The sequence below is a fragment of the Achromobacter marplatensis genome (assembly GCF_002209535.1).
Classification (GTDB): domain Bacteria; phylum Pseudomonadota; class Gammaproteobacteria; order Burkholderiales; family Burkholderiaceae_B; genus Achromobacter; species Achromobacter marplatensis.
This window is the reverse complement of sequence record NZ_NJIG01000002.1, coordinates 382,522-407,604: the sequence shown is the minus strand read 5'-3', so window position 1 is coordinate 407,604 and position 25,083 is coordinate 382,522. Positions and strand designations below refer to the sequence as shown.

The 25,083-nt window shown below is 63.9% G+C and carries 21 protein-coding genes and 1 tRNA gene; 8 read left to right on the top strand and 14 right to left on the bottom strand.

The window, feature by feature from the left end; all coding sequences use genetic code 11:
- Positions 1-75 precede the first annotated feature (75 nt).
- Positions 76-1,053 (bottom strand): NAD(P)H-quinone oxidoreductase, encoded by a 978-nt coding sequence (locus CEY09_RS05395; protein ID WP_088587839.1) that lies wholly within the window; start codon positions 1,051-1,053, stop codon positions 76-78.
- A gap of 152 nt (positions 1,054-1,205) precedes the next feature.
- On the opposite strand from CEY09_RS05395, the gene CEY09_RS05390 reads away from it, so the two are divergent.
- Positions 1,206-1,293, top strand: a tRNA-Ser gene (locus tag CEY09_RS05390).
- Between the two features lie 314 nt (positions 1,294-1,607).
- Here CEY09_RS05390 and CEY09_RS05380 read toward each other — a convergent pair.
- From CEY09_RS05380 to CEY09_RS05320, 13 genes are all read right to left on the bottom strand, one after another.
- Positions 1,608-4,163: a hypothetical protein gene (locus CEY09_RS05380; protein ID WP_088587837.1), complete on the bottom strand. Its 2,556-nt coding sequence runs from the start codon at positions 4,161-4,163 to the stop codon at positions 1,608-1,610.
- A complete protein-coding gene (locus CEY09_RS05375; protein WP_088587836.1) occupies positions 4,163-6,649 on the bottom strand; it encodes a lytic transglycosylase domain-containing protein in 2,487 nt (828 codons plus the stop codon). Before CEY09_RS05375 ends, CEY09_RS05380 begins: the two co-directional genes overlap by 1 nt.
- Positions 6,646-8,781, bottom strand: a complete 2,136-nt coding sequence (locus tag CEY09_RS05370; RefSeq protein ID WP_088587835.1) for a hypothetical protein — start codon at positions 8,779-8,781, stop codon at positions 6,646-6,648. The genes CEY09_RS05375 and CEY09_RS05370 overlap by 4 nt, the downstream gene beginning before the upstream one ends.
- A gap of 3 nt (positions 8,782-8,784) precedes the next feature.
- Positions 8,785-8,991: a hypothetical protein gene (locus CEY09_RS05365; protein WP_088587834.1), complete on the bottom strand. Its 207-nt coding sequence runs from the start codon at positions 8,989-8,991 to the stop codon at positions 8,785-8,787.
- A gap of 17 nt (positions 8,992-9,008) precedes the next feature.
- Positions 9,009-9,737 carry a hypothetical protein gene (locus tag CEY09_RS05360; RefSeq protein ID WP_088587833.1) on the bottom strand — a complete coding sequence of 243 codons (729 nt, stop codon included), beginning with the start codon at positions 9,735-9,737 and terminating at the stop codon, positions 9,009-9,011.
- Complete coding sequence (locus tag CEY09_RS05355) at positions 9,737-10,507, bottom strand: hypothetical protein (protein WP_143219541.1); 771 nt, start codon at positions 10,505-10,507, stop codon at positions 9,737-9,739. The genes CEY09_RS05360 and CEY09_RS05355 overlap by 1 nt, the downstream gene beginning before the upstream one ends.
- A 138-nt stretch (positions 10,508-10,645) precedes the next feature.
- Complete coding sequence (locus CEY09_RS05350; protein WP_143219540.1) at positions 10,646-11,041, bottom strand: hypothetical protein; 396 nt, start codon at positions 11,039-11,041, stop codon at positions 10,646-10,648.
- Positions 11,042-11,345: 304 nt separating this feature from the next.
- Positions 11,346-13,883, bottom strand: a complete 2,538-nt coding sequence (locus CEY09_RS05345; RefSeq protein ID WP_158218650.1) for a phage/plasmid primase, P4 family — start codon at positions 13,881-13,883, stop codon at positions 11,346-11,348.
- Entirely contained in the window at positions 13,880-14,149 is a 270-nt protein-coding gene (locus CEY09_RS05340; RefSeq protein ID WP_088587829.1) for a hypothetical protein, read from the bottom strand. Before CEY09_RS05340 ends, CEY09_RS05345 begins: the two co-directional genes overlap by 4 nt.
- On the bottom strand, positions 14,150-14,356 hold the full coding sequence (locus tag CEY09_RS05335) for a helix-turn-helix transcriptional regulator (RefSeq protein WP_113914599.1): 207 nt from the start codon (positions 14,354-14,356) through the stop codon (positions 14,150-14,152).
- A gap of 368 nt (positions 14,357-14,724) precedes the next feature.
- Positions 14,725-15,042 (bottom strand): hypothetical protein, encoded by a 318-nt coding sequence (locus CEY09_RS05330; RefSeq protein ID WP_088587828.1) that lies wholly within the window; start codon positions 15,040-15,042, stop codon positions 14,725-14,727.
- Positions 15,043-15,327: 285 nt separating this feature from the next.
- The gene (locus CEY09_RS05325; RefSeq protein ID WP_088587827.1) at positions 15,328-15,624 is read right to left on the bottom strand and encodes a hypothetical protein; all 297 of its coding nucleotides are present in this window, start codon (positions 15,622-15,624) and stop codon (positions 15,328-15,330) included.
- Positions 15,625-15,693: 69 nt separating this feature from the next.
- Positions 15,694-16,887: a tyrosine-type recombinase/integrase gene (locus CEY09_RS05320; RefSeq protein ID WP_088587826.1), complete on the bottom strand. Its 1,194-nt coding sequence runs from the start codon at positions 16,885-16,887 to the stop codon at positions 15,694-15,696.
- A gap of 434 nt (positions 16,888-17,321) precedes the next feature.
- Between CEY09_RS05320 and CEY09_RS05315 the strand changes: the two genes are divergently transcribed.
- From CEY09_RS05315 to CEY09_RS05285, 7 genes are all read left to right on the top strand, one after another.
- On the top strand, positions 17,322-17,837 hold the full coding sequence (locus CEY09_RS05315; protein WP_035212752.1) for a sigma-70 family RNA polymerase sigma factor: 516 nt from the start codon (positions 17,322-17,324) through the stop codon (positions 17,835-17,837).
- Positions 17,838-17,843: 6 nt separating this feature from the next.
- The gene (locus tag CEY09_RS05310; RefSeq protein WP_088587825.1) at positions 17,844-18,848 is read left to right on the top strand and encodes a FecR domain-containing protein; all 1,005 of its coding nucleotides are present in this window, start codon (positions 17,844-17,846) and stop codon (positions 18,846-18,848) included.
- A gap of 76 nt (positions 18,849-18,924) precedes the next feature.
- Positions 18,925-21,408 carry a TonB-dependent siderophore receptor gene (locus CEY09_RS05305; protein ID WP_088587824.1) on the top strand — a complete coding sequence of 828 codons (2,484 nt, stop codon included), beginning with the start codon at positions 18,925-18,927 and terminating at the stop codon, positions 21,406-21,408.
- 3 nt (positions 21,409-21,411) lie between these two features.
- On the top strand, positions 21,412-21,693 hold the full coding sequence (locus tag CEY09_RS05300) for a hypothetical protein (RefSeq protein WP_088587823.1): 282 nt from the start codon (positions 21,412-21,414) through the stop codon (positions 21,691-21,693).
- The gene (locus CEY09_RS05295) at positions 21,683-23,458 is read left to right on the top strand and encodes a PepSY-associated TM helix domain-containing protein (RefSeq protein WP_088587822.1); all 1,776 of its coding nucleotides are present in this window, start codon (positions 21,683-21,685) and stop codon (positions 23,456-23,458) included. The genes CEY09_RS05300 and CEY09_RS05295 overlap by 11 nt, the downstream gene beginning before the upstream one ends.
- A gap of 88 nt (positions 23,459-23,546) precedes the next feature.
- Positions 23,547-24,062 carry a sigma-70 family RNA polymerase sigma factor gene (locus CEY09_RS05290; protein WP_088587821.1) on the top strand — a complete coding sequence of 172 codons (516 nt, stop codon included), beginning with the start codon at positions 23,547-23,549 and terminating at the stop codon, positions 24,060-24,062.
- A complete protein-coding gene (locus CEY09_RS05285) occupies positions 24,059-25,015 on the top strand; it encodes a FecR family protein (protein ID WP_088587820.1) in 957 nt (318 codons plus the stop codon). The genes CEY09_RS05290 and CEY09_RS05285 overlap by 4 nt, the downstream gene beginning before the upstream one ends.
- The last annotated feature ends 68 nt before the right edge of the window (positions 25,016-25,083 follow it).

Genomic DNA, 25,083 nt, shown 5'->3' with positions numbered 1-25,083 from the left:
TGCCTGGAAAAAATTCCAGGCGAAACCCGAGATTGTATCCTGTTGCGCGGCGATACGCCGAACGCCGCGCGTTTCTTACATTGTCAGGATGATTTTGCCGATATTTTCGCCGCCTTCCATCATGGCGTGCGCCTTGGAGGCCTCGGCCAAGGGGAAAGTCGCGTGCACGATCGGCTTGATGGCCCCTTTTTCCAGCAAGGGCCAGGCGTGTTCGCGCAGGGCGCGCGCGATGGCGCCCTTGAAGTCGATGGACCGGGGACGCAGCGTGGACCCGGTGATGGTCAGGCGGCGGCGCATGACCTGAGACGTATCCACATCGGCGCGCGCACCGCCCAGCTGGGCAATGATGACGATACGGCCGTCGTCCGCCAGGCATTGCATGTCGCGGGCGATGTAGTCGCCGGCCACCATATCCAGGATGACGTCCACGCCGCGCCCGCTGGTGGCGTCCATGACTTCCTTCACGAAGTCCTGCGTCTTGTAGTTGATGCCCTTTTCAGCGCCCAGCGCTTCGACGGCACGGGCGCGGTCGTCGCTGCCGACCGTCGCGTAGACCCTGTTGCCCATTGCACGGGCCAACTGGATCGCCGTGGTGCCGATGCCGCTTGCGCCGCCGTGCACCAGCAGGATCTCGCCGTCGGACAGACGGCCGCGGTCGAACACGTTGCTCCAGACGGTAAAGTAGGTTTCCGGCAGGCCGGCCGCTTCGATGTCGGACAGGCCCTTGGGGATGGGCAGGCACTGGGCAACGGGCGCCACACAGTATTCGGCGTAACCGCCGCCCGCCACCAGCGCGCAGACCTTGTCGCCCACGGCAAAGCCGCTGCCGGCCACGTCGCCGCCCACGATTTCGCCGGCCACTTCCAGGCCCGGCAGGTCGGACACGCCGCGCGGCGGGGCGTAGTTGCCCTTGCGCTGGAACACGTCGGGGCGGTTGATGCCCGCGGCGCTGACTTTGATCAAGACTTCACCCGCGCCGGCCTCGGGCGTGGGGCGTTCTACGGGGACCAGAACCTCGGGGCCGCCGGGGCGGGAGATTTCTACAGCTTGCATCGCGTGCCTCCTTTGCAGCAAATGGATTATTATTGCGCCCTTTACGGCATATCGCGTTGTCGTTCGGGCAGAATGTTTGCCTGACGGCCGAATCGCCGGACAGCGGGTGCAGGTCAACCAGGCCCCACCCGCAAGACAAATCAGCAGACCCCGGAAGCGTGGCAGAGTGGTCGATTGCACCGGTCTTGAAAACCGGCAACGGGCAACCGTTCGTGAGTTCGAATCTCACCGCTTCCGCCAGAACACCAATAAAATCAAGGTGTTAAGGCATGGTAACTTCATTACCCGCCACTTAACCCACCATCAATTGCGCCCTTATCGTAGGGTCTTCCACCGAGTCGGCACTTGCACCCTCACGCGGTAGTGGACGATGTTGCGGACGTGCGCGACGCTCACGTCGAACATCTTTGCAAGTCGTTTGTACCCCAGACCCTCAGTCTCCCGGATCTCACGCATTAGCTCCACATCGTGGTCTGTAAGCGTGGCGCGGTGATGATCCTCGCCGACGCGCAGGCCTAATTCATTGATTCCTACGACACGAGTCATATCCGACCTCAGAATCCGAACGCACGGCCCAAATCGGGCGCACGCAACCGGCTACCATTCGGCGCCGCGAAATACTGCTGATCGAACTCCTTGCGCGCGCGTTGCTCCATGCGGCGCAGATAACCAGGCGAGGCCATTTCCTGTAGCTGGTTGAAAATCAGCCGGTCGGTAGCCGCCTTCGTGTACCAGAGATTTGCCGCCGGGATCTTGCCCTTGAGCAGCCGGACAGCTCGGGCGCCGGCGTCCGACTCCTTCCCGGCGGTCGCCCGCTGTACGCTCCCCATAGCCAGCTTCATGACCTCTTCCACGTCCCCGAGAATTGGACCACCGAACGTGCTCGCCACCGACGAACCGAACCGGGTGTAATCGGCGAAGAGGAAATCGCCGTACAAGCCCAGCGCCCCGCCCTTCAAGAATGCCTGTCCCCAGAAGCGGGGGTCGCCCATGTCGCGCGGGTCCCGGCCGGAGGCCACCTCATTGAGTTGCACCGCCAGCCCACCGAGCACGGTGGTAAGGGCGACGACGCCGGCGATGTAGGCGCCCTTGCCGAGCGCCCCTTCCTGCGCGAGTGCGCGCGAGCCGTGGCGCATCATCATCGAGATAGGGAAGCTCTTGAACTGCAGCATCGATCGCCAAAGCTCTGTTTTCCATGTTCCGCGCCGCTGTGCAAAGGAACCGTAAATTGCCGCGCGTTCGCGCGCACCGGGTTCGATAATCGCCATGCTGGTTTCACCGTCGACAAACGCCAGCATCCGGGTGGCGGCCTGTTCCCGCAGCGCGGTGGGCGTCGTGTTTTGCGCCTCAGCCAGTGCGGCCAGATTTTCGTCCGGAATCCGATAGATGCTTTCTGCCGTCAGTACTGTGTCACCCATGCCGCGCCAGTCCTCGGGCTTGGCCATTTTCCAGATAGCGAAATCGGCCTCGGTGATGCCTGTATCGGTCAGGCGGCGCGCTAGGCGCGCATCCCCACCCTTCCCCGCCGCAATCGCAGCCAGCGATTGCGCGTCGCGCGTGATGCCCCCCAGGCTGTCCATCAGGACTGAGCCGAACGCTTGTTGCCCGGCGCCGGTCAGAGCGTTCATGCCGGACAACTTCATGACGCCGGCCGCCGCGCTTTGAGCGTATCGGCCGATCCGGCCGGAAACCTGGGCATCCTGAGCGAGGCCGTCGGTGCCCCATCGGTTTACCGCCCCAATGAACTGCTGAATCCCCAGCCCGGCCCGCAGTGCCTGGCGCCGGTCAGCCGCCCGCGCCGGGTTCAGCGTTCGCAGCTCATTGCGGAACACCTGCACCAGCGGGATGCCGTTGTAGATCGCCGTAAGTGCCTGCGTGCCTACGTCGGTCACAGACGTGATGACCGCCGATCCCAGACGAGCGCCGGTATTCAGTGCGCGATAAGTATCGAAACCCTCCGCGATCGCGGCTGACGCTGGCGGCTTCTTGTTGCCCGACACCTCGTCATAGATCGTTTCCAGACGCGCAACCCGGGATTCAATTTTTCCCAGGTCGTCGGGATGAGCTTCCGTCATCTGCTTTTTGACGGTATCCGCCCAATAGCGAAACATCAAATTCGGATTCGGGCCCAACGTTTCTACCAGAGCGATATCGCGCGCCGCAGACTCAATGTGATTGATCAGCGTCTGTAGCACCGGAGTGTCGCTGTAGCGCTCCTGCGCTGCGAGATAGGTGTCTGCGTCGCGGTAGTGGATTTGCCGCTCTTCGCTGCCGCGATTGGCACGCATGCCATTGCCCCCGGGCCTCCCGGGTTCCAGTTTGTTCGCCCCATTCGTCGCGATGGTGCCCCAGGCGTGTTCCAAGAACGCGCGCAATTGCGCGTCGTCCATCAAAGATCCGTCGACGTTGGTGTAACGGGACCGGTCCACCCAGCCCATATGATCACTGACCCATTTGTCTTTGCCCGCGCGCGCGGCCAACGCTTGGCTGTGGCTCTGGGGCATACCCCAGTCTTCCAGGCGCCCCACCTGCCCGCCGGCCCTGTTAAACCGCTCGCGCAAGTCGTTGGCTACCTTCTGGAATGTCCTGGCGGCGACCGCAGCATCGGCATTGCCTGTGCTCTGGCCGCGCAGCTCGCGCACCAGATCCAGCACGCCCTCCCGATTGGTAAAAAGGCCCAGTGCTTTGCCTCGCGTCGCGTCGAAGACTTCCAACATATTGCCAAGCGCGTTGTTGCGGATCGCATTGGCGGTTGCTTCCACCGAGATCGTCCCGCTCTTGCCGTCCCCGTAGAACACCAGGAGACGCTCTAAGGCGCCAAGCGGGGAGCGAGCGGAGCCGTTCAGATAGTTCCGGACCGCATCGTGCCGCAAAGCCGTCAGAGCAATACGGCGACGCTTGAGCGCGGTCTCGGCCTGCACATCCTGCGCGGCGCGCTCGGCGCCAGCCTGCAACCTATCCCCTGTGCTCATTCGACGCCAGGCGTCGATATCGCTGGCGGCAATTTTCTTCATCGCAGAAATGACCCGCCCTTCAATATCGCGCGCTTCCGCCTGCGTGATAGAACGGCCCAGCGCACGGGATACTGCTTCGATGCATTCAGCGCGCATTACACGCCTCCCTTAAGTTGACACAAGATCGCGGCATCAAAGGCTTCGGGCCGCGCATAAGCCAATTCGGCGTCGGCTTCCGCCAGCGCTTCCCGCAGCGACAACTGCACCTCGTTCCCGTTCTCGTCAATGACGGGCAGCACGATGTCGCCCTGCTCTTCGATAAGGGCGAGCCCCACCCGGGTCTCCAGATCATCAATACGGCCGCCCGACGCCCGGCCGCGTCCCTCGGAAACCGCAGGGGCACCGCTCCGAGGTCCAATATCGGGCTGCGCTTGGGGTGGATTAAGTGGCGGCCGGGCGCCACCATCGGGAGCGGTGGACGCCCGAGGACGCATGAAGTCCTGCAGAGCGCTCACCAAACGACGCGCAAAGGGCTGCGTACCCGGTTCTGCTTCCGCTGCATTTCGCCCACCGTAGTCGGGCATGGCGTCGCGCAGTGCCGCCGCCAACGGCGTTGGCTCAACCGCCGGCGCATCCACTGCGGTGCGGTTCTCACGCAAAGTGGCAATCTCGTCGTCCAGCGCGGCCAGTCGTTGCAAAGCTTGGCTGGCCTCTCGATTCTGCGACAGCGCGGCATCTACACGCTGAATTTGGCTATCCAGATCCTGCACTTGCGCTTGGATTTCGTCGCGGGCGCGTGTCAGTGCGCGCTTGTAGCTGACGAATGGCCCTCTCGCCTGGATCTCTTTGGCACGCGCGCGGATACCGGCATCATCATCCTGTACGGCCGCACGCCGCTGCTGCAGGTCCGCCAGTTCGTCCCGGATAGCCGCCACCTGCCCAAGATCCGCCCGACCGCTCGCATCGGCAAATAGGTCTGCACGCTGATCTTCCACGGTGGAAATTTCGCGTTCCAACGCCGCAGCCGTCCGCGCTCGCTCTTCAGGAAAGGACGACAGCCGGTCGCTAGGCCTGGTGCGATCAGACCAGGAATCCCGGCCCAGCCATTCGCGCACGCGGGCCAGATATTTGCGCGTCTCTTCCGCCTTGGGCTGACGCCCGGCAAGCACCTCCCGCGCCTGACGCGGGCCGCCGTTGTAGTCCGCCACCATGGCGTCAACATTGCCACCATACTGCCGCGCGGTGTCCCGAAGATATCGGCCCGCGGCGTCGATCATCTGCGCCGGGTCGGTCGGATCCGTCACACCGTACTTTTTCAGGTTCTCCGGCATGAACTGCATGACACCGCGTGCGCCGGCGGGACTGACCTGATTGCTGTTGCTGCGTTCGCCGGCGTTCTTGAGCGCGTTGATGATCCCGGCGGGCAATCCGTTCTCTCGCTCGACGTGAGCGGCGTATTCGTTCAGCTCCTGAGCGTCGAATCGCAGGCTGGCGCGTTCGGCTGCCCCCATGTCGCGCAAACGCACGCTGGGAACGAACCGATCCTCGGGGCGCAAGTCGCCCAGGTGCGTCTGGCGTACACCATCCGACGGGCCTCGGTCACGAAACCGGGGCAGAAATTCCCCGCCGTCAACGCCGGTTTGCGATACGTCCACCCGACGCCCTTCCCATGTCGCGCGCGTAGCTTCATCCAATGCGCGGTTGTGGGCCACTGCGGTCGCCGGATCCGCCGGCACGCCGGGGGCGGTATCGATCGCAGCGTGGCGCGCGTCTCGCGCGACCATAGCGCCGTCCACGACGTCGCGGGCGCGCATCGGAAGACCCGCCCGAGCACCGACCAAGCCAAACACCCCGCCGAGCACGGCCTCGGCCGTCGATGCCGCGGCGTCGATCGGCGCGTACTGCGTGGCCATAGCCTCGTAGCCTGCAGACTGCAGGACGTCGTGCAGGGCGCTTCGCTGCGTAATGCCCATGGCGACGTTGGCGCCCGCGCCCAGGGCCGCGTTGGCACCGTAATAGGCCGGCTGCGTCAGCCGCAGCCCAAGACCCGCGACGGGTGCGGCCATACCACTGAAGCCGATCGCCGCAGGCATCGCCACGCCGGCGCCGGTCATGACAGCATCCACGAAGCCCGCATTCAGCGCTGTACTGGCATCTACGCCCTTCTGTTTCAACTCCGAATATGTCGCGCGACCCGTCGATAGGCCAGCCGTGGCAGCCCCGCCAGCCATCACCGCGCCCGGTGCGGTTCCTCCAGATAGCGCGGTTACTGCCGACCCGATCCCGACCTGAGCGAGCACGTCGCCCAGCCCGTTGAGCAATTGCCCGGCGGCGCCCGTGGTCATGGGGTCGGGCGCCATCGACCGCGCGCGGGCATCTGCATTCGCTGCCCAGGACTCGAAAATATTGAGCGGCTTCGTGCCGGTAGTGCTTTCCACGGCGTCGTACATCGGCTGCGCAACCTGCCCAAGTCCGGCAGCAAGCGCCCCTTGGACCTTTGCCGCGCCGCGCTCGATCCCCCTGAACGGCTCGGTCAGCACGCCGGAGAACATTCCGGGTTCCGGCGCGCCTCCAAGGATCTGTGCAGAGGTTTGCGCCTGCGACGCTAGCGATTGGGCGCGCCGATTGTCGAACACCATCATTTGCGCACCCCGCTCGTCGGAATTTGATCTGACAGCTTTCGACCAAACGTGTCGCGGCCGGCGTCCGCGTCGGGTGTCAGCCGGATAGTTACCGGCTGGCCAGCCTTATCCGCCAGCGGCATGCCCGCTAGGGTGACGAAGTACGCACCGCCACCCACGCCAATCAGGCCCACATTCGATGACTGCTGCCAAACCGAGTCCTTCAGACCACGGCGATCCAGCTCACTCCAGATGGCATCGCCGGCCCGCTTTTCGAACGTCGCCGTACCCATACCCCAAGGGGCAACGACACTGCCCTGCCCGTTGTAGTCGACCGGTTCGCCCAGCACCGCGCGCAATGCTTGATCCATGCGCTTGCTGTCGATGTCATCGGAAATCACGCCATCCTGCGAGGCGCGGCCGACGTAGTAGGCCTTCACCGCATAGGCATCCTGCATCATCTGCGTTGCCCCATCGTCGCCGGCGCCAGCACCGCGGTAGAGATTGCCGACCCGGGCGTCGAGCGCGTTGAAAAACTCGTCATCCTTCGGCACCGGCATTTTTAGCGACCCTTCTTTGCCGCCCGTCTTCAGGATCTCATCGCCGCGCAGCATCAGCGCCGACACGTCGCCAGCCCGCTGCACCACGTCGGCATCGATCAAGTTGTTCTGCAGCGTTGCCTCGGCCAGGCTCGCGGCGCGAATGCCGGCCCGAGCATAGAACGGCGATACGGAATCCAGTTGTTGCATCGCGGCCAAGTAGGTGCGCGAGTCGCCGAATGCGTTGTACAGCGCTCCCAGGACTTGCCCCCGCTGCTGTGGGGTCCCCGTCGTCAAAGCTTGGTTCAAGCTGTCGACTTCCGCCTTGAAGAATGGCGCCATCGTCACCGACACCTGCGGGTTTTGCACTTGAGCCGCTTCGATCGTGGCAACCCGGGCGCGCAGCTCGGTGCCGATTTCGGCGGTTCCGTTCGGGTTGGCAAGGCCGCCGAAGTTAAGCGGATTCACCACCAACCCGGCGCGAGCGCGCGCCCATTCCAAGGGCTCGTCCTGGATCAGCTTTGCATTCGCCTGCATTGCCCGTTGAAAGCGCTCGAGGCGCTGCACCTCGCGAGGCTCGCCACCCTGCTTTTGCAAGCGGGCGCGTTCCGAAACGATGTAGTTGGCCTGTTCACCGAGAGGCTGGGTCAGCAGCCGCTGCAACTCGGTCCCCTCCTGGTCGCGCGCCCGGTACTCGTCCTCGTAGGCAGTGCCGGAAACCGCCTGTTGCCATTGCGCCTGCTTCTGAGGCGTCGCAGGGATACCCGATGCTTCCTGCCGGTCGAGTTCGTTGAGCGCGCGCTGCGCCAACGCGTCGCGCCTGTCCGCCTGCACCTGCGCCGCCTTCGCTTGGCGGTCGAACATTTCCTCAATCTTAGGATGCACGCCGCCCGTAATCTCGCCCTTGTTAGCCTCGAAATACTGCCGGGCTTTCGTCGGATCTTGATACAAGGCGTTCTTGATCGCACCCAAGTGCATCGCCGACAGCGATTTGCCGATCTCAAATTGCTTCTGCTCATCGCTCCACCCGTTCAAGACGGCAGTAGCGTTGCTCTGGTCTAGGATGGTTTGCCGCGCGGCCGCCAGGGCGCCTGGCACAGTGAAATTCGCTACCGCCGTCTGTATCGCAGTATCGATTGACGCCTCGTAGGAATTATTCAGGGACACGCGGCGCTCCTGCGCCTCGAACCGCGACACGGCCCCTAAGGCAGTCTGCCGCGTCCCCTCGATGCCTTGCAAGAAAAGCTGTCTCTGCGTGGTGTTCTCGAGCCCTTCCGCAGCTTGACCAACGTTCTGCGCCCACCATTCCCCGGCTTGCTTCGTCGATCCGGTCGCCTCAGCGCCCCGACGATTGGAGAGCTCGGCCTGATAGGCTCGAAAGTTGTCCCGAACTTGCGCCTCAGCACGAAATACGGCGTCAGCGTTATCCCGCTTCTGCATGTCGGTGGCGATGTCAGTCGCGACCCTACCGGCGGACATCAGCGCATCGCCCAACTGCACTTGTTGCTTGGCGGCGATCTCGGCGCCCAACGGGCCTACACCGGGCTGCTGCCGGACTCCCGGAAGCGCGGACGAGCTGACGCGGGGCGCATCGACGATGGGTACACGGGGCATGATCTAGCTCCTATTTCCGAGTGAATCGCCCGCCATCGGCACGCGCGAAAAAAGCACTTGTTCACGCACCTCGGTAGACGTCGAGGTAAACGTGGCCAGTAACTTCTTGCGAAGAGCCAGGCGCGACTTGCTATCTTGCGCGTCAATGACACCCGCCTTGATGGCAGCAGCCTCGCAATCTTCGACCAACTGAATCATCGAATCGATCATTTGCTTTCCCTCTCCGTTCACTTCAACCGGCCCTGCGCCCGCTGGCGCGCCGCCGCTCGGGCCACAAGCACCACCGTGTCGGGGTCATCACCCAGCCCCCACCCATGCAACAAATTGCGCACACGAGGATCGCGGTTCAACAGTGCATTGGCGTCCTTGAGCGCCTTCTCGATGCCATCGGCGCCAAACTCGGCCGCCAACCGCACTCGGGCTTCGGCCTGTTGCAGCTCCGGCGGGACCGGGTTGTCGCGCAATGTCAGCGTGCGATCCTTCAACAACCGCACATCGTCACTGGACAGGCCAGTGTCGGCGGCCATTTCCCTGTATTCGTGGATGATCGCGGCCTGAACTTCTTGGGGCATATCCTCCGGCACCGTGCCGTGCTGCTCGAACATGTCGTCAGGAATCACGCTGCTGTACGTCTGCTGGGGCGAGTAGAGCTTTCGCGGTGTGTCTTCTTCACGAAGCGTGCGCACAGCGTCAGGCAGGTGCTTGTTCACGTCGAGCGCTGGCGGCTCCTGCGCCGCTTCCTCCGTGGCTGCCTGCTCGGGCTCGTCCGGCGGCGAATTCGGATACAGCTTGGCAACGTCGATCTGGGGCGGTTCCGCGGTGGGTTCGGAAGCGCGCGCAGAGGGCTGCACCTCTGGCGCCTGCGTGGACGTGAGCACCGTTGCGATAGACGGCTCGGGGTTGTCCAGCGCCGCAGAGCTGCCGAACAAATTGGCGGCAAGGGTCGCGTTATCCATCACTGGTCCCCTACCGACAACTCCCGCAGCTCGCTGTCCAGAACGTTCCGAATTCGGGGGATTTCACGCTCGGCCTCAGCCTTCAAGGTCGCATTGGCCAGGTACTCGACGGTCCAGACTCCGTAGGGGCGCAAATCCACGCAGCCGGCGGTGCACTCGTCGACTCCGGCACGCTTTAGCGCCGCGAGAATTTCGTTCGCGCCGAAGTCTCGAGAGCTTACGTTGCGCCCCGTGTTCATTTTCGACTGGCGGAAGTGGTCAAACCCTGCAAGGTGTTCACAAACCGTTTGCATCATCTCGTGGACAGACTGCCGCACCTCTTCATTGACGTTACGCCAGTCGCGCATTGCTTGGGCGAGTTGGCTGAAGCAACCGTCGAGCCGCTCCGCGATCTTGATGCGCTTCTGCGCGGCTGCGACAGCGTTGTCTCGACTCGTCGTGGCGTTCAGTACGCGTGCATTGCCACGGTCGGCCTCATCCTGCGATGCCGCTTGGACGCGCGCCTGTCGATACAACTCCAGGCGCCGCGATACGACAACCAGTTGTTCTTCGTTGGCGTCGATACGTTCCAGGACATCAGGGTTTTTCGGGGCCCCGACAAGTTCCAGGCCGAGCTCGCCTTTGGTGCGCGTCAGGGACTCGAGGTCGGCCGAAAGTGTGCGTATGAGCTGGTCAACGGTCGCGGTGCGGCTTTGCGCCTGGGCCGGTTCAGACGCGGCGGACGTTTTGTCGATTTCCGCTTGCGGCGACGAGGTGGGTTGGTTCTTCAAGGCAGGCACCATTCAAGGTCATTGGTGCCGCAAGTATTCAGTGCCTGACGGGCTTTCGCGAATCCGTATAGGGCGATATACGAGTTAGTTCATCTGGTGGGTACAGTGGTGGGTAGATTCCCGTTGCATACTCACAAGCTAGGCAACGCGTTGATCTATGGCGGAAATTATTTCCTCCATCCGACCCGCGAGCGCAGTCTCGATGCGCACCAGCGCTCCGGCTTTGTCGTAACGCCATAGCAGCCGGCCGTCCCCTTGCCGCTTGCTCCCCAAGCCCCGTAGAAGCTCTCGCGCCAAACTTGGGCATGCTGCTTGAATAGCGCGCGCAGTGTTCACCAGGCGTTGATACTCCGCGCTACGCGCCTTCGACACGCCGCCCGAATTCGCCACCTCGATACGCCAGCCCGGGACCGTAACGAGGGTGTGCAGCGCGGCCAGAGCCTCCGGGTTGGCCGGCACCCACGGTTGTAGGTTGTCAGGATCGCCAACCAGGTAATGATCGTTCTGTTTCACGAAGAGCACGGTGATGAGCATGTGTACGTCCTTTTTCAGGTGTCCGGATGTCATTTTTTTCAGGTGTAAGGTCGGCAGGCGCGTCTGCCTTTTTTAGGTGTCACATTGGCGCGGCCCGCGCCGCCTTTCAGGTGTGCGGATCACACGAAAAACGTTAAGTTCTGGCGCGCGTGCGTACTGCGCAGAAATGCCGCCCCGCGCCCCATTCCTGCAGGGCTGCAGGGTCCTGCAGGGGGTCCCAGGTTTCTCCCCTATTCTTGAATTTTCAATTCTCATATGGGAAAAGGTAGGAAAGGGTGCAGGACCCTGCAGCCCTGCAGGATTGCTAGTCAAAGCCGTTCCCCTCGGCCTTCAATCCGTAAAAAATTCCAGATTCGAGTTTCTTGAAGGCGATTCCCTCACGTTTAAGGCGCGTGGAAAAGGCTGTCTGGCTGCCGCCCGCGCTCGTGTCATGCCCTTCGTCTCCGCACCACCCGAGGAAGTCATCGAACAGCGCCGACGCCTTCGACCCCTGCTTCGGGTCACACCGTCCCCGACCGTCAAGCCACAAGCCGACGGGATCCTGTGCGCGGAAATAGGTGTTCGTCATGTCCGAAACCTCGGCCGGCGGCTCCAAGCCATCGCGACCATACGCCACCGCGCCAGCCACCAGCCACGCTAGGATGCCGGCGGCCTCGGCCTTGAGCTTGGGCACCAGGTCCTTGTCGCCATCGGCCAGTTGCGGATCGCGTGCCGGCGCGCCCGGGCGGTTCCAGCGCCGATCAAAAGGGATCAGGTGCAGGCGGCCCCGGATCGCGTCGTCGACGTGATCGAGGTTCGGGCGGTGATTTGTCATGAGCCACAGCTTGTGCGTGATCTCGAAGGTGAAGGGGCTTTCGTGCAAGCCGCGAGCCGTCATGTATCCGTCGCCGGTATGACGCTTGACCAGCGCCACGTCCAGGCGCTGGTTTTCCTTGCTCTCGCTGCTGATAGCCGCACGTGCGCCGGCCAGCTTGCGCGCGCTGGGCGTGGGCCTTTCTGCATCGGCGTCGAACCTGCCGGCCATCAGCGCTTCGGGCGCGATCGTCTGGCAGTAATCGCCCATGATCCAGGTCAGAATATCGAGCAGCACGTTCTTGCCGTTTGCGCCCTCGCCCACGGCGATGAACATCTTGTGTTCCCTGGCCAGCCCGGTAATGCTGTAACCCAGGGCCCGTTGCAGATAGCTCGCCAAGTGCGGCCGCATGCGGTGGCCACCTGGTGCGCGGGCGTCGGGTTTGGATGTGATCTCGTCAATGAACTGGCGCCATCGCGGCGCGCGGGCTCCGGCATCGAACGCGACAGGCGCGCGCCGCGTCACGAAGGCATCCCGGCCGGCGTCGTGCAACTGGCCGGTGCGCAGGTCAACGACGCCGTTTTCAGCCCCGAACAACCAGGGGTCGCGATCAAGATCAAGGATCGATACCGCGAAGCGCGCGTCGCACTTCGCCAACCCCTGCATGTTCACCAACGCGCTCCGATTGCGGCAGTGCACCGCCCACTTGTCCAGGCTATCGGCCGCCTTGGTGATCGCCTTGCGCTCCTTGTCGTCGTGCATGGGGTCCGCAGCGTCTTCTCGTACCTTGATTGCCTTGGCGTAGTAGAACTCGGCCACGCGCAAGGACTGCGCCTGCGCCGCCAAGCCAGCGGCGTCAACTTGCCAACGCCCAGCAGTCCAGCATAGCCAAGCGCTCGTTTCGGTCACATGGCGCAGGTCGCCACCGGTGAGATCGGCCAGCAGCGCCAGGTTGCCCGCATCGGTGCGATCAAGGCGCGTGTCGGCGGTAGCGTTTGCTTTCAGCGCTTCGGTGCTTTTGGGATTGAGCCAGCCGCGATCCGCTGCCCACTTGAAGATGGATTGATAGGTGAGCTCCTGCGGCTCAAGATCCTCATCCCATTTCCGTTGTGCTTCCACGGGGTCGTATTTTGACGATAGGTCACTGAAGGTGTGCCACATTTCCAGCGCCTGGGCATCGCGCCCGGCCTGGGCCAGGCTCTTGAGCGCCAAGCCCATTTCGGCCCAGAACGCATAGCCGTCTGCGTCTTCCGAATCGAAAGCGGCCATCGCCGACATCACGTCGGCGACGGTTTCATCGGACACCCGGTGCAGCGTCACGGTACGGTCTAGGTCGCTAGGCGGCAATCCCGCTGCACCGCGCTCAGGCCGCTCTATCGTGTCTGGCCCGTATGTAGCGCTCAGCCAATCGACGAAGCCCTCCGGCGCCGCCATCACGTCGGCCGCCGCATCGGGCAGCCGATGCCCCGTCACGGTCAGGTACCGCCCGCCGTTGCCACCATACACTTCGATCGGCTTGGCCCAGTCCTGGGCGATAGAGGCTTTGAGGAAGATGCGAACACCGCGCCCCGAGGGCGACAGCTCCGCATAACTTGCGGCCCGCTCCACGATCTCGGCGGCCCACGGCTGCAGCTCGCCGCTTGAATCCACGCAGGCGTCCAGGTCGATGCCAACAAGCGTCGACTGCTCAGACATCCGAAAGCCTAGCCCGCCCTCGCCAACCAGGCTCAGGACGTCGTGGCCGGCTACAGCGGTATCGAAGTCACTCCAGCCCGCCGCCCGATTGCTTGAGACGTTGCGCGAGACGTTGAGCGGGTTCTTCGGCACCTTTGTGTGCTTGCCCTTTTCTTCTGACCAAACTGCCTCCCACACGCACCAGCGCGCTGGGTATGCGCGCAGTGTTGCAGGAACGCCAGCGATGAGGGGAGACAGGAGGTCAGGCGGTTGGCATCCGCTGACTCTGGCGCCTACAATATCGACAGCAGAAATAACGCTTTGCAGTTCAATGACCCCGACCCGACCCGTCGGGGTTTTTTCTTTGTCGCTCATGCAACTCCCCCGTTCTTCTGATCCCATTCCAGACGGCCCACCTGCAACTGCGCAAAACCTTTGATATCGGCAGGCACCAGGCCATATCTGTCGCGCACATACGGGATCAGAACCGCCTCAGACCATACGGGATGGCCCGCCATGTCATAGTCGATAGGCTTGGGCAATGCGCCGCGGGCGTAGGCACATGTGAGCTGATGGGGGGTCAGGTTGAAAAGTGCCGCGACCTCGCTGAAGGACAATTCAACATAAGGGAATCGGGACATTTAGCGCCCCTGCTCAAGCAGGCGGTAGATGTCGGCCGCACGCCACATGGTCATGCGTTTGCCGAAGCGAACAGGCTGCGGGAAGCGCCCAGACTTAACTCCGTTCCACCACGTCGTGTGCGATACAGGGAAAATCGGGGGGATACCCTTCTCTTTGTCACCAAGTATCTGCTTGGCGCGAAGAAAGGTAGGTACAGGGTTCTGCATGGCAGGCTCCAATTTGGAACGATGCCACCGGCCAATACTGGAAGGTGAGCCGGCAGCGGCACCAGGCATACGCCTGGCGTGTCGATCCGCGATCTGCCGTCTCTGATGGGGATCAGAGGGAAGACGTTCCCAGGGAGCGGAAAAACCTGGGGCCGCGTCTTCACCATCTTTGGCCCTGTAGGGCCCGGGGAAGGTGCCTCGAACTACGCGAGTGATAGCCCACTGCGCAAAGCAATTCTTGATTGGTCGAAACCGTGCTGCAATTGTAGGACGTTGAATAATCGTCTACATCGCTACCCGACATTGCGCGGGCCTTAAACGGCCCGCGCGTTGCCATTTTGCTACATTAAATTAGCACCTGCTTATGTTCAGGCCACACCGCTCGCCACGGCGTTTGCTTCGCGCTCGAGCAAGTGAAATGTGTTGGCCATGAACCGCAACAGGGCCTGCTCCGTTGCAGGAGTCAAGGGCGCACCGTCTTCGACGCAATCTTCCGCACGAGCTTCGCGCTGAACGCTGTTGTTGAGCAGAATGGACAGGACCCTGGACGCATCGCTGGCCAGCGCCTCGGTCAAGCTTGCAAGCTCGACAACGCGATGCATTGGCGCCGGCGTGGCCAACAGCGCTTCGTCGCTGGGGGTGCTATGAGGAAATTCGAGAAACGAGATGGGGAGTTGATTAGCCATTGCGAGGCTCCTGGGGACGGTTAGGCCCGCGTCCCATCGCCAAATGGGGTGGGCGAGCAGAAAGCAGGGTTGGCGAACCGGCGTCCCAGGGGACCGGCATACCCGAAGGTATCCCCGCAATCGCCCGCCCAAAGAGGGTGCGCAACTGCAAACGGACGTAAAAATACCGCCAAGCGGCGGTCATCCGCCTGAGAACAATCTGGTCGCCAAACCAGGCCCCTGTTGAGCAGGGACGACTTCAGTATATAGAAGCGCGTTGCGCTTGTGAACAAGTTTCGACGCTGCCTATTTTTCTCGTGTCCGAGCAGCCCGCACCACCGCTAGTTTCGCTTCGTTGAAGCTCAGCTTCGAACCGCCGCCAACACGAGGTTTTGTGGCCGGCACGTCCACCCGCCGGGCCGCGGATAGGGAAGCCTTGTAATCATCCCAGACCGCATCCAGATCGGTGCGTTCATAGATGATGGACGGGCCCGCGGGCGTCCCCTTGCCGGCCAAGCGCGGCGCGATGTTGGTTTCAAAGAAACGACGCCGCACGCCCAGATAGGCCTGGACCTCTTGCGTGGTGAATCCGCGCTTTTCCATGACACGCCTCCTGCAAATGACCAGGCCCAGCCTACTTCAGATTGCGCATGACTGTCTGCTCAACTCGTTTTAGCAAGCGCTACTTTTCGGAGCGCACCAAGCAGCCCAGTCGCTCATCATCTGCCGCCGTCTTTCCAACATGTCGCCGCGCCGATACGCAGCCTCCACCTTGCTGCTTACCGCATGCGCAAGCGCCATTTCAGCCATTTCGGACGGGTATTCCGTTTGCTCTGCCGCCCAGTCGCGGAACGAAGAACGAAACCCGTGAACGGTATAGCCTGGCCGCATGCGGCGTAGCAACATCGTAAGCGCCATATCGGTCATGGGCTGGCCGCTGCGCACGCCAGGGAACACCCATTTGCTTTGCGCGATCCCTTTGGCGCGCTTCAGCACCTCTTGCGCGGCTTCGGAGAGCGGAACCCGGTGCGCCTTACCGGCCTTCATTCGGTCGCCGGCAATTGACCACAGCGTCCCGTCTGGCGAAAACTCATCCCACGTTGCTCGCAGAACTTCCCCACTGCGCGCGGCCGTGTAAATGAGAAATTCCACAGCAAGCGCGCTCACCCCAACCACACCGCGCAGGTCTTCCACGAATCCTGGCAAGTCGTCATAGGGCATGGCGGGGTGATGGCGAACCTTCGCCACTTTGGCAGGCTTAGGCAGAAGCTTATCGAGATGCCCGCGCCACCGCGCAGGGTTCTCACCCTGGCGCAGCTTGCGCGCCTTTGCCGCATCCAGCACGCATTCAATTCGACCGCGCAGCCGGCTCGCGGTCTCCGTTTTTGACGTCCAAATCGGTTGGAGGACCTTCAGCACAGCGACGTCGTCCACCTCGCCCACCGGCACGCCACCGAACACGGGGTACGCGTAAGTGGCCAACGTGTTCTCCCACTGCTGCAGGTGCTTCGGATTTTTCCAACCGGCACGATTCGCCTTTATGTATGCCTCCGCAGCGGCCTGAAACGTCACCTGTTGAGCGCGGCCCCGCGCATCCCGCTCCGATGACTCGGCGAGTAGCCTGTCGCGGTTGTCCACCGGGTCTACTCCATCCGCCAGCAGCGCGCGTGCCTTGATCGCCTTTTTTCGCGCTTCCTTGGCGGGCACTGCAGCCAATGCCCCCAACCCCATCTCACGCCTGCGCCGATTGAGCTGGTAGCGAAAGATCCAGGATTTCGCACCGGAACTGCTGACCTGCAGATAGAGGCCGTCGCCGTCCAGATGCATCCCCTCGTTCGCGTGCTTGATTTTCAGTTCACTCAGCATGACCGCTCCTGTCTATACCCGCCATTCTACCCACCACAATAGGCCTTTATTGTAACGGATCAATTTGAACAACATGGCACAAACTTTTCAGAGTAGGTTAATTTTATCCATGAAATCAAATAGATAAACAGGTAAAACTGAACCAATCCGTATTAAGTAACACCAAACAATGGCGGACACCGCTTCCGCCAAATATCGGCATCATCAGGGCCCATCGCCAGACTGCGGCCCGAACCGCCCCCCCGTGCAAGCCTTCGGGCTGGGCGCCATCACCGGCCGTGGCCGCCGGCTCCCTCCTCTTCCGACGTAAAGCCCTGCCCTGCAACACTTTTGTGTGAAGGATTGCGCGCGCGCCACCCGGATTCGGCAGGTTTTACAATGAGAACGATTATCCTTTAATATTCCAGGGCTCCCACTTCCCTGCGACGTGCTTTGTGTCGACCTCCTCTGATCAAGTGCACCAGCTTTACGACAGCCACCACAGTTGGCTTCGGACATGGCTGCGCGGGAAGTTGAACAATGTGCATCAGGCGGCGGATCTGGCCCACGACGTGTTCGTGCGGGTCCTGAGCAAGCCCTCGGACCTGGATCAGGTCCGCGAGCCGCGCGCCTACCTGACCACCATCGCCCGCCATCTGTTGTTTGACCACTGGCGGCGCCAGCAGATCGAACAGGCCTGGCTGGAGACCGTGGCGGCCCAGCCCGAGCAGTTCGCCCCGTCTCCCGAAGAAACCGCCCTGGCGCTGGAAGCGCTGATGGCGGTGGACACCATGCTCAACCGGCTGGGCGAGCGGCCACGGCAGGCGTTCCTGATGTCGCAGGTCTACGGCATGCGCTATCACGAGATCGGCACCGCCTTGGGCGTGTCCGAGCGCATGATCAAGAAGTACATGGCGCAGGCCATGCTGCATTGCCTGGCGCTGGACATGTCCGCAGCGCCGGCGGCGTAGTCCACCATGCCGCAACGCCCGCCGGAGGCTTCCGCGGATTCGGTGGAGTTCCGCATCCTGCAAGAGGCCGCCAACTGGTTCGCGCTGCTGGCGTCGGATTCGGTGACGTCCCAGGATCGGGAGGGCTGGCGCCGATGGCTGGCGGATTCCACGCAGCATCGGCACGCCTGGGCCCGGGTCGAAGCCATCAGCGGCCAATTTTCTCCCTTGTCCACCGACGCCACCCGCGTCCCGTCCATGGCGGCACTGCAATCCGCCGGGCGCAGGCGTCAGGCGACGCGGCGCCGCGCGCTGGCCGGCCTGGCCGCACTGGGGTTGGGGTCCTTGTTGGGTTGGGCGGCATGGCGCGATGGGCGCGGCGCGGCCTGGCTGGCGGCGATGAACGCCGATTACCGCAGCCCGTTCAGCGGGACGCGCGCCGTCACGCTGCCGGACGGCACCCGAATCTGGCTCAATGCCGATACCGCCTTCAACACCCATTACACCGACGGACTGCGCGAAATTGTCTGCCTGTCAGGTGAAATACTGGTCGAAACCGCCGCGGATCCCGCGCGGCCCTTCACGGTACGCACCGCCGACGGCCTGCTGCGTGCGCTGGGAACGCGGTTCACGGTCAAGCTGGAACCGGGCCAGACCTTTCTGGCGGTCTACGAAGGCGCGGTGGAAGTGCGGCCTGCCGACGGCGCCACGCCGCCGCAGGTGGTGGCTTCGGGACAGCAATTGCGCTTTACCCGAAGCGCGATCGGCGCAGCGCAGGCAGCGGAACCGGCGCGGCAAGCCTGGGCCTCGGGCGTACTGCTGGCGGAAGACACCGCACTGGGCGAACTGGTGCGGACCTTGAGCCAATACCGCAGCGGCTACCTCGGGTGCGATCCCCGCGTGGCCGCCTTGCGGGTCACCGGCGCCTTTCCGATTCACGACACCGACCGGGCGCTGGAAATGCTGGCGGCCGCCTTGCCCGTGCGCGTACGCACGACGCTGCCTTGGTGGACCACCGTGGATCCGCGCTAGGCAGGTTCCCTTTTTTTGCGGCCTGTCCGTCATACCGGAAGAACACGTAATTCTATTTCCGGATCGGAACCCTGCCATGACCTCATTGCCCCCGCCCGCGCGACACCGCTCCCACGGCCGCCTGCTGTCCCGATTGACGTTGCTGGCCCCGCTGGGCCTGTCCATGCAGCCGGCGCTGGCGGCATCCGGCGCGCAGCCTGCGCCTACCCTCGCCCAAGCTGCCACGGCGCCGGCGGCAATCCACTACGACATCCCGCCCGGCCCCCTCAGTCAGGTCCTGACGCAGATCTCTTCCCGGGCAAAGATCTTCGTGGTGGCGGATTCCGCGCTGACGGGCGGCAAGCGCAGCTCCGGGCTGAGCGGCACGTACACCCCTCAGGAAGCCATGTCGCGCGTGTTGGGCGAACAGGGCCTGCGCGCGGCGCAACAAAGCAACGGCACGTGGCTGGTGCAGGCCGCGCCGGCCCCGGGTGTGACGACCCTGCAACCCGTCACCGTCAGCGGCCGCCAGGACACGGCGCGCGGGGCGGTCGACGGCATTGTGGCCACGCGCAGCCTGGCGGGCACCAAGACGGACACGTCGCTGCTGGAAACCCCGCAGGTCATCAACGTGATTACGCGCGACCAGATGAACCAGCAGGGCGCCAACAGCGTCGCCGAGGCCTTGCGGTACACGCCTGGCGTCATCGCCGAACCCAACGGGTTCGACGTGCGCTACGACTGGAACTACGTGCGCGGCTACTCCACCATGGGCACGCAGTGGCTGGACGGCCTGGCGCTGCCGGGCGACCCCAGCAGTTATGCCGTGCCGCGCATCAACGGCTACGCGCTGGAGCGCGTGGAAGTCATCAAGGGCCCCGCATCGGTCCTTTACGGCAAGAGCGTGCCGGGCGGACTGCTGAATCAGGTAGGCAAGCGGCCGCAGGAAGAAGCCATGCGCGAAGTACAGGTGCAGGCCAGCGGGTTCGGCGGCACGCAGTTCGCCGCCGACCTCACCGGGCCCGTCACCGAGGACGGGCAGTGGCTATACCGGGTCGTCGGCCTGCAACGCCAGTTGCATACCCAGGTGGACCTGGAACGCGATCGCCAGACCTTGATTGCCCCCAGCCTCACGTGGCGGCCATCGGCGGCCACTTCGCTGACGCTCAATGCGTTCTACCAGAAAGACAAGCCCCAGATGAGCGCGCGCTTCTACCCGGCCAAGGGCACGCTGCACGACAATCCGGCCGGCAACATCCCGCGCAGCATGTACCTGGGCGAGCCGTCATCCGACAGCTTCAACCGCACCTATCAATCCATCGGCTACGAGTTCGAACACAAGTTCAACGACACCACGACGGTCCGGCAGAACCTGCGTTTCGCACAGGGCAAGCAGGACATGTTCCTGATCCGCGCGCATCCCTTCGTGGCCTATCAGCCGGATGGCCACACCTTGAACCGGGTCTCGGCGATCTCGGACGACAGCATCAAATCGCTGGCGGTCGACAGCCAGATCGAGACCCGGTTTGACACCGGCGCGTTGCGCCACACCTTGCTTGTGGGCTTGGACCTCCAGCGCGGCACGCTGTCGAACAACTTCGCCAACAGTTCCATCGGCGTCCCGCCGCTGGACATTCTTGACCCCATCTACGACCGGGTCATCCCCAAGCCCCCGGCCTACACCTCGTCGTCCTTCCAGAATGTGCGCCAGGTGGGCTTGTACGCCCAGGACCAGATCCGCTTCGGGCGGGCCATCGCCACGCTGGGCCTGCGTCACGACGATTCACGGATATCGGCCAATAACCGCATCACGAACGCAACCACGATCACGTCCGACTCGAAGGTCACCGGCCGCGCCGGCCTGACCTATGTCTTCGACAACGGCATCGCGCCCTATGCCAGCTACTCCACCTCCTTCCTGCCCACCACCGGGCTGGACCGCCAGGGCAATACGTTCAAGCCGCAGACCGGACGCCAGTTCGAATTCGGCGCGAAGTACGAACCGGCAGGCGGTTGGGGGTTTGCGACCTTGTCGTTCTTCCGCAATGACATGAAGAACGCCCGCACGCCGGATCCGGTCGACTCGATCTTCTTCGTGCAATCGGGCAAGCAGCGCGTGCAAGGCATCGAATTCGAAGGCAAGGCGCAACTCTCCACCAACCTGGATTTCCTGCTGTCTTATTCCTACATGAACTCCGAGGTGCGCTCCAGCAGCAACCCGGCTGACGTCGGCCGCCACATGCTGTACGTGCCGGAGCATCAGGCAAGTGCGTGGATCAACTATCGGCTGCCCGCCGTGCCCGGCCTGCAAGTGGGCATCGGCGGCCGCTTCATGTCTTCCTATGACACGGCATCGGACTACAACCCCGATCTGACGATTCCGTCACTGTTCCTGGCCGACGCCAGCGTGGCCTATGACTTCGGCGCGGTCAGCAACACGCTCAAGGGCACCATGCTGCGCGTCTCGGTCTGGAACCTGGCCGACAAATCCTATGTGTCGCACTGCCTGAACGCGACCGGCGCAACCTGCAACTACGGCGCCCGCCGCAGCGTCATCGCCAACCTGACCTATCGTTGGTAACCCATGACGCCGATGATTCTGGTCGGCGCATCGGCGGCCACCGTCGCGGGCGCGGCACTGATGCATTTGAGCTCCCGCCATCAGCAGTGGCTTGCGCACCCCCTGGGGCGCGCAAGCGGCTGGCTGGGCGCGATGGTCCTGGGCCTGAGCACGTGCGTTTGGGCGAGCTTGATGCACGTGGCGGCGGGCCTGTGCACCGCCCTGATCCTTACCATGGCGACGTGGATCGCCCTGCCTTACGGCGCGATCTGGCTACGGCGAAACAAGGGCGGACATGGCGGCTAAACCTTGGACCGCGTGGGACTGGTGCTGGCGGATCCTGGCCGGCAGCACGGCTGGCCTGACGCTCGCGTTCTTCGTTCCGGCCTGCTTCGCGCTGGCCGGAGACGGCATCATGCACCTGAACAAATACCAGGTCGCGATGTGGATGGTGCCGCCGCTTTGGGTCGCGGTGGTTGGTATCGGTTTCTCGTTGCGCACAACCTCGCGCGCCGGTCTGATCAAAACGTACAAGCAGGTGCACACCTGGACCGGCTTGTTGAGCGGGCTGGCGCTGTTCGTGGCCTTTTATGCCGGCGCGATCACCATGTTCAAGGAACCGATTGCGCGCTGGTCGGCTCCCCAGGCCAGCTTGCAGACGACGTTGCCGCAGTTGCCCGCATTGATTGACCAGGTGATGGCCGCGCACCCGGCCGCCGCCCGCGCGTTCGTGGTGGAGTTGGCCGCGGACCCGAGCGGCGGCGCCGCTCTGCACTGGCAAGAACCGGGGGCGGCAGGCAAGCCGCCCGGCGCCGGCACGACATTTTCGGCGCGCCGGGAAACCGACGGCACTCTGCAGGTGGACGCGGTCCGGCAAAGCCGCATCGGGCAATTCGTGGATGAGCTGCATCGCACCGCCGGCCTTCCGGCCGACCTGGAGTCCGGCGTCCTGGTGATGGCCGTCATCAGCGGCCTCTACGCGCTTGCCCTGGTGTCGGGTGTGGTCGTGCTGTGGCCCACCCTGATCAAGGATTTCTTCGCGCTGCGCTGGGGCGCCAATCTGAAACGCCTGTGGCTGGATGCACACAACGTCATCGGCATCGTCAGCTTGCCCTTTCATATGACGATGGCGTTGAGCGCCATGGTCTTCGGCTTGCATGACCCGATCTACGCCGTGCAAGACCGCCTGGTGTACGACGGGCAATTGGCCCGGATGTATGAGGAAAGCAGCCCGATGCGGGAAGCCCGCGCTGGGGAAGGCGCCCGCGCCATGCTGCCCGTCGCGGATCTTCTGGCTCGAGTTCGCGAACAGGAACCCGGCGTCACGCCCCTGCGGCTGACCTATCGCCACTATGGACAGACAGGCGCCACGGTCTGGTTGCAAGGCCGCGACGACCGCCAGTTCATGCGCAAGCCCGAAGGCGGGTTCCTGTTGGTCAGCGCGGAAACCGGCCAGGTGCTGAACCGGGAATATGGGCCGGGGGGCCAGGGGTGGATGCGCTGGGTGACCGGATTCTTCGCCCTGCACTTCGGCAGCTATGGCGGCGAACCCGTGCGCTGGGGTTACTTCGTCTTGGGGCTGGCCGGCGCCTTTCTGTTCTACACGGGCAACCTGCTCTGGATAGAATCGCGGCGCAAACGGGCGCGAGGCGCGTCGGGCAATGTCACGCAGCGCCGGGATGTCCGCGCCATGGGGGCGTTGACCGTGGGCGCCTGCATGGGCTGCATCGCGGGCGTTTCAGTGGCGATCGCCGCGGCGCGTTTCGTGGAGGGCCCGGCCTGGGCGCTCTATTACCTGACCTTTCTGGGATTTACCGGCGCCGCATTTGCCTTGGGGCCGGCCCGTGCCGCCACGGCCCTGCCGCGGGCGGCCGCGGCGGCCACGCTGGCCATTCCAGCGGCGACTCTGCTGGCGTGGGCGCTGTCGGGCTGGAACGCCCAGGTGGCGCTAAGCGCTCCAGGGGTAGACGCGGTGGCCCTGGTGGGCGCGGCCCTCCTGTGGCGGACGGCCGTCGCCGCCCGGCGGCGTACCCGCAACGGCCCGCAAGACAGCATCTGGGCAAGCGGCTGAGCCCTGCGGGTCTTCCCCTGCTGTTTGCGGCGCGCCTTTTTCTATATACTGAATGATACTTATTCCTATTTTTTAAGATCTTCAGTTCATGGGAAAGCACTCCGCCCATTCCGCCCTGGCTTCCCTGTACGTGAACTATCGCCCCTGGCTGGTGGACCGCCTGCGCTTTCGTCTGCGCAATCAGGCAGACGCTGAAGATCTGGCCTCCGACACGTTTCTGCAAGCCGCCGTCAGCCGCGAACCCGTGGCGGCGATCGCAGAACCCAAGGCCTACCTGTCCACCATCGCCCGCCGGCTGCTGTTCCATTTCTGGCGCCGGCGCGAACTGGAACAAGCGTATCTGCAATGGCTGGCCTTGCACGCCGACGACATGGCGCCCTCGCCCGAAGCCGTGGCGCTGGGCGTGGAAATGCTGATGCGGGTGGATGCCGTCCTGCACGGATTGCCTCCGGCGGTGCGCGCCGTCTTCCTCTATAGCCAGCTGGACGGCCTGGGGTATGAAGACATCGCGCGGCGCATGGGCTTGTCGGTGCGCACGGTGCAGCGGCACATGGCGCTGGCGCTTGAACGTTGCCTGCGCGTGCGCCGCGAGGGGCACGCATGAGCCCCGAGATCGATCGCCAGGCCGTGCAATGGATGCTGCGCCTGAATGCCGGCAACGCCGATGCCGCTGAACAACTGCGGTTCCAGCAATGGCGCCAGGCCGACCCCGCGCACGCCCAGGCCTGGACCACCCTGCAGGAAAGCGTGGCGGGCCCGCTGCAGGCGTTACGCGCGCTGGGTGCGGCCCAGACGCAGGATTCCGCCGGCGCGACGCTGCGCGGCATGCTGGTCCGGGGCCCGTCACGGCGCCTTTTCCTGGGCAAGACCCTGGCCCTGGCGGGAGTGGCAGTAGGCACCGGCTGGCTGGGTGCGCAGCAATGGCGGCAGCGTGGCGACCAGGTCACCGGCACGGGCGAGCGACGGTCCCTCACGCTGGATGACGGCAGCCAATTGCAATTGAACGCGGACAGCCGCATACGGCTGGAATTCACCGGCGCGGTGCGCCGCGTGCGGCTGCTGCGGGGCGCATTGATCGCCGCCGTGGCGCCTGACGAATCGCGCCCGTTTGGCGTCAGCACCGATGACGGCACGGTGTGGGCGCTGGGCACCCGCTACATGGTGCAGAAGGAAAGCGACCACAGCGTGGCTGCCGTGCTGGAGCATACGGTACGGGTCCGGGCGCGCAACGGCGCAACGGAACAACTGGCCGAAGGACAGGCGGCCGTCTATGACGTCTCGGGCGTCCGGCGGCTGAGCGGCTCGCCGGCCCACGCGCTGGCGGCCTGGGAAGCAGGCCGGATCGAGGTGCTGGACGCGTCGCTCGCAGAAGTCGCCTCGGCGTTGCGCCCCTACATGCGGGCAACGCTGCATGTGTCGGAAGCGGCGGGCCGGCTGCGGGTGCAGGGGGTCTTTTCGCTGGACCGGCCCGATGAGGCCTGGGCCGCGCTGGCAGCGACGTTGCCGTTGCGCATCAACCATTACGGCGGCCTGCTGACCTGGGTGGACCGGGCCTGACCCTGCACCCGCGCTTTTTACAATTTTGTTGTCCGGTTTTCCGGCGCCGATACACCTCTGGGTAGGAA

What these genes read in the sequence shown, in the direction of transcription:
- CEY09_RS05395 (WP_088587839.1), bottom strand. Translation starts at nt 1,053, where the DNA reads ATGCAAGCTGTAGAAATCTCCCGCCCCGGCGGCCCCGAGGTTCTGGTC.
- CEY09_RS05380 (WP_088587837.1), bottom strand. Translation starts at nt 4,163, where the DNA reads ATGCGCGCTGAATGCATCGAAGCAGTATCCCGTGCGCTGGGCCGTTCT.
- CEY09_RS05375 (WP_088587836.1), bottom strand. Translation starts at nt 6,649, where the DNA reads ATGATGGTGTTCGACAATCGGCGCGCCCAATCGCTAGCGTCGCAGGCG.
- CEY09_RS05370 (WP_088587835.1), bottom strand. Translation starts at nt 8,781, where the DNA reads ATGCCCCGTGTACCCATCGTCGATGCGCCCCGCGTCAGCTCGTCCGCG.
- CEY09_RS05365 (WP_088587834.1), bottom strand. Translation starts at nt 8,991, where the DNA reads ATGATCGATTCGATGATTCAGTTGGTCGAAGATTGCGAGGCTGCTGCC.
- CEY09_RS05360 (WP_088587833.1), bottom strand. Translation starts at nt 9,737, where the DNA reads ATGGATAACGCGACCCTTGCCGCCAATTTGTTCGGCAGCTCTGCGGCG.
- CEY09_RS05350 (WP_143219540.1), bottom strand. Translation starts at nt 11,041, where the DNA reads ATGCTCATCACCGTGCTCTTCGTGAAACAGAACGATCATTACCTGGTT.
- CEY09_RS05345 (WP_158218650.1), bottom strand. Translation starts at nt 13,883, where the DNA reads ATGAGCGACAAAGAAAAAACCCCGACGGGTCGGGTCGGGGTCATTGAA.
- CEY09_RS05340 (WP_088587829.1), bottom strand. Translation starts at nt 14,149, where the DNA reads ATGTCCCGATTCCCTTATGTTGAATTGTCCTTCAGCGAGGTCGCGGCA.
- CEY09_RS05335 (WP_113914599.1), bottom strand. Translation starts at nt 14,356, where the DNA reads ATGCAGAACCCTGTACCTACCTTTCTTCGCGCCAAGCAGATACTTGGT.
- CEY09_RS05330 (WP_088587828.1), bottom strand. Translation starts at nt 15,042, where the DNA reads ATGGCTAATCAACTCCCCATCTCGTTTCTCGAATTTCCTCATAGCACC.
- CEY09_RS05325 (WP_088587827.1), bottom strand. Translation starts at nt 15,624, where the DNA reads ATGGAAAAGCGCGGATTCACCACGCAAGAGGTCCAGGCCTATCTGGGC.
- CEY09_RS05320 (WP_088587826.1), bottom strand. Translation starts at nt 16,887, where the DNA reads ATGCTGAGTGAACTGAAAATCAAGCACGCGAACGAGGGGATGCATCTG.
- CEY09_RS05310 (WP_088587825.1), top strand. Translation starts at nt 17,844, where the DNA reads ATGCCGCAACGCCCGCCGGAGGCTTCCGCGGATTCGGTGGAGTTCCGC.
- CEY09_RS05305 (WP_088587824.1), top strand. Translation starts at nt 18,925, where the DNA reads ATGACCTCATTGCCCCCGCCCGCGCGACACCGCTCCCACGGCCGCCTG.
- CEY09_RS05300 (WP_088587823.1), top strand. Translation starts at nt 21,412, where the DNA reads ATGACGCCGATGATTCTGGTCGGCGCATCGGCGGCCACCGTCGCGGGC.
- CEY09_RS05295 (WP_088587822.1), top strand. Translation starts at nt 21,683, where the DNA reads ATGGCGGCTAAACCTTGGACCGCGTGGGACTGGTGCTGGCGGATCCTG.
- CEY09_RS05290 (WP_088587821.1), top strand. Translation starts at nt 23,547, where the DNA reads ATGGGAAAGCACTCCGCCCATTCCGCCCTGGCTTCCCTGTACGTGAAC.
- CEY09_RS05285 (WP_088587820.1), top strand. Translation starts at nt 24,059, where the DNA reads ATGAGCCCCGAGATCGATCGCCAGGCCGTGCAATGGATGCTGCGCCTG.